This window comes from Bradyrhizobium sp. PRIMUS42 (genome assembly GCF_023006515.1).
Lineage (GTDB): Bacteria > Pseudomonadota > Alphaproteobacteria > Rhizobiales > Xanthobacteraceae > Bradyrhizobium.
In genome coordinates this window covers 1-3,503 of record NZ_JALBGZ010000656.1, presented here as the reverse complement: position 1 = coordinate 3,503, position 3,503 = coordinate 1, and the positions used below count along the sequence as shown (strand labels likewise).

The 3,503-nt window shown below is 65.1% G+C and carries 3 protein-coding genes; 1 reads left to right on the top strand and 2 read right to left on the bottom strand.

Annotated elements, in window-relative coordinates; all coding sequences use genetic code 11:
• Both MOV75_RS31295 and MOV75_RS31290 read right to left on the bottom strand, forming a co-directional pair.
• On the bottom strand, window positions 1–751 hold a 751-nt coding region (locus MOV75_RS31295; protein ID WP_247007245.1), incomplete at its 3' end, for a CoA-binding protein.
• A 63-nt stretch (window positions 752–814) separates the two neighbouring features.
• Window positions 815–1,654 carry a universal stress protein gene (locus MOV75_RS31290; protein WP_246919968.1) on the bottom strand — a complete coding sequence of 280 codons (840 nt, stop codon included), beginning with the start codon at window positions 1,652–1,654 and terminating at the stop codon, window positions 815–817.
• A gap of 192 nt (window positions 1,655–1,846) precedes the next feature.
• Here MOV75_RS31290 and MOV75_RS31285 point away from each other — a divergent pair, with 192 nt between their 5' ends.
• On the top strand, window positions 1,847–3,394 hold the full coding sequence (locus MOV75_RS31285; RefSeq protein WP_247007244.1) for a bifunctional aminoglycoside phosphotransferase/ATP-binding protein: 1,548 nt from the start codon (window positions 1,847–1,849) through the stop codon (window positions 3,392–3,394).
• Window positions 3,395–3,503 lie beyond the last annotated feature (109 nt).

Genomic DNA, 3,503 nt, shown 5'->3' with positions numbered 1-3,503 from the left:
AGGCCGCCTTCGCGCCCTGCGCCATGCGGCCGGACTTCACCACGACGACGGGCTTCACCCGCGCGGCGGCACGCGCCGCCGACATGAACTTGCGCGCATCCTTGATGGACTCGATGTAGAGCAGGATCGCGCGGGTCTTGTGATCCATCGCGAAATAGTCGAGCAGATCGGCAATATCGACGTCGATCTGATCGCCGATCGAGACGATGCCGGAGAAGCCGACGCCGCGCTGCGCAGCCCAGTCGACCATGCCGGCAGCGATCGCGCCCGATTGCGAGATCAGCGCAAGGCTGCCCGCCCCCGGCATATGCGCGGCAAAGCTGGCATTCAGACTGACTCCGGGCATCATGATGCCGAGACAGTTCGGTCCGATCAGCCGCATGCCGTATTTGCGGGCCGCGGCGATCGCGGCTTCGTAGAGAGATCCCGGTCCATGACCGAGCCCGGCTGAAACGATCAAGGCGCCCGCCGAGCCGCGACGACCGGCCTGATCGATGATACCGGGAATCTCGCGCGCCGGCGCCGTGATGACCACGAGCTCGGGCACGAAGTCCAACCGATCCAGACTCTTCACCGCGGCGACGCCGCCGATTTCGGCATGGCGTGGATTGACGAGGCCGAACCGCCCCTTGAAATCGGCCTTGTGAATGTTCTCCAGGACGGCGCGTCCGACGGAGACCGGACGGGCGCTCGCGCCGACGAGCGCGACTGAACGCGGCGCCAGCAGATTGTTCAAACGATAGGTTGACATGAAAGCAAATGCGCCAGGTCAGCGACGGTTTCGATGGTTGACGATCAGGCTAGGATGGCGAGCCTAGTGCGAGATCATAACCCAGCATGGTGGCTGGCCAATGACGGTTTTTGTCACACCGCCCCACACGATCTCGTTCAGGCGCGAATGATGATAGGCGCCCATCACGATCGCATCCACACCGTGGGAATTCGCCCAGCTTCCCAAGACCTTGCCGATCGAGCTGCCGCTGCCTTTGGCCGTTTCGAACGAAGCGTGGACGCCATGTTCCCTCAGATGATCGACCAGAGCGGTTCCGGATTGCACGATCGCTTCGGTCTTGTCATCCGCAACCGTCACCACGCGGACCGAGGCGGCCGCCTGAAGGACCGGAAGCGCATCGCCGACCGCTCGCGCTGCGCGCGCGGAGTGATCCCAGGCGATCATGACGTTTTCGAATTCAGGCCGAAGTTCGTCCGCGAGATGTTCCGGACAGAGCAGAAGCGGCCGGCCCGATTCGAACAGGAAGGTTTCGACAATGCTCTCCGTTCGACTGTCGTGCGGCTTCACGGGAATCAAAGCCAGATCGCTGAAACGGGCGTGCTCGGCCAGGATCGCCGCGATCTGGTCCGCCGGCACCTTGCCCGTTCGGCTCTGGGCGCGAACCTTGGCACGGGACGCTGCGTTGGTGAATGCGCTCAGGAGCTGCTGCACGTCGTTCGCCTCACGCGAGCTGCCCGCCCCCGCGGAATCGCGATCGATGGGCAGCATCACCTTCGGCCGCTCGAAAACGTCTTCCTCGAGCGCCAGCGCGGTGATCCTGGCGCCGAGGGCGGCGGCGACGGCCACACATTTCTCGATCGCAACCAGAGCCGGCCCGCGCGGCTGGCCGACAAGCGGCAGAAAGACATCCTTGATGGGCATCGGGATTCTCCTTGGCCGCTACAATAGGCCGGCTTTCGTCGAGACGCTTGATCCTCATCAAGCCAAGGGAACTTCGGCCCGGTCCGCCGGCGGCGGGCGTTGATCGACGTCAAGGGCTGGCGGCGCTCCGCTCCTAAGGGTTACCCTGATCGTCGGGCGGACTGCCTCCCGACGCAGCTGGATGTGCCAGGAATGACAGACGATTCTGCGACCCAGGACCGGATCTTTGCGGCGCTCACCAATTCCGCCGAGCATCCGGACGTCAAGCGGGTCGACACGCACGCGGCTTCGGTCTTTCTAGAGGGCAGGCGCGCACTGAAGATCAAGCGCGCCGTGCAGTTTCCGTTCCTTGATTATTCGACGCTCGCGAAGCGCAAGGCAGCGTGCGAGGAGGAGATGAGGATCAACCGGCCGCTGGCGCCGCAGATCTATCATCGCGTCGTCGCGATCACCGAGGAGCCGGACGGATCGTTCAAGGTCGACGGCCAGGGCCGTCCGGTCGAATATGCGGTCGACATGTCGCGCTTCGACGAAAGCCGGACGCTCGATCATCTGGCAAAGGCTGGCGCGCTGGATGCCGCTCTTGCCTCGGCTGCGGCTGACGCGATCGCAGCTTCGCACGCGGCGGCGATCCGCGCCGAGGGCGAGGCATGGGTCTCCTCCATCCCTGCCCTGATCGACGGCAACAGTCACGGTCTGCGAGCCGGCGGCCATTTCGATGCGGGCGATATCGAAAAGCTCGGCAGAGCCTCGCACGAGGCATTCCTGCGTGTTCGCCCCCTGCTCGCAGAGCGCGGCGGGAAAGGCTTCGTGCGCCGCTGCCATGGCGATCTGCATCTCGCAAACATCGTTCTGATCGAGGACCGGCCCGTGCTGTTCGACGCCATCGAGTTCGATGCGCAGATGGCAACTGTCGATGTGGTCTACGATCTCGCATTCACGCTGATGGACCTGTTGCATCACGATCAGCCGGGCGCGGCCAACATCGTCCTGAACCGCTATCTCGCCGCGACGCCGACCGACAATCTCGACGCGCTCTCGGCCCTGCCGCTGTTCATGTCCATCCGGGCGGCGATCCGCGCCCAGGTGGCGCTGGCTCGGCTGAAGCCACCGCATTCCGACGATCCCGGCATTCTTGACCAGGCACAGCGCTATTTTGACCTCGCCAGGATGCTGATCCATCCCCCTGCTCCGCGCCTGATCGCGGTCGGCGGATTGTCAGGCACCGGCAAGACGGTTTTGGCGCAAGCGCTCGCGCCCGTCGTCGCGCCGCCGCCGGGGGCCGTCGTGCTGCGTAGCGACCTCGTCCGCAAACGGATGTTCGGGGTCGAGGACACCCACCGCCTGCCGCCGTCCGCCTACACGCCGGAGCACGCAGCGCGCATCTACGCCACGCTGGTTCAGTATGCCGGACGGGTGCTGGCGCAAGGCCATTCGGCGATCATCGACGGCGTGTTCGCCCGCGAGGACGAACGGGACGCGATCGCCGCACTGGCGCAGGAGCGCAACGTGCCGCTGAACGGCTTATTCCTCGTTGCCGACCTCGCGACCCGGCAGACGCGGATTGGAAGCCGCCGGGGAGACGCATCCGACGCCACGCAAGAGGTTGCCGCGCTGCAGGAGCAATATAATATCGGCCATATCGGCTGGGCGACCATCGATGCATCCGGGACACAGGAGCAAACGCTCCAGAACTGCCGGGACGCGATCGCCGAGGGGCAAATAAGGCAATCTGATTGACGCGGGCAAGGATGTCGCGACCCACCACAAGCTCGACGGCGGCCAGGCATGCCAAGCCGGCAACGCGGCGCAATGCGCTGCCTGCCCGCCTCAGCCCCGGCATGGCCTG

Coding starts and splice junctions, on each gene's coding strand:
- MOV75_RS31290 (WP_246919968.1), bottom strand. CDS start 1,654: ATGCCCATCAAGGATGTCTTTCTGCCGCTTGTCGGCCAGCCGCGCGGG.
- MOV75_RS31285 (WP_247007244.1), top strand. CDS start 1,847: ATGACAGACGATTCTGCGACCCAGGACCGGATCTTTGCGGCGCTCACC.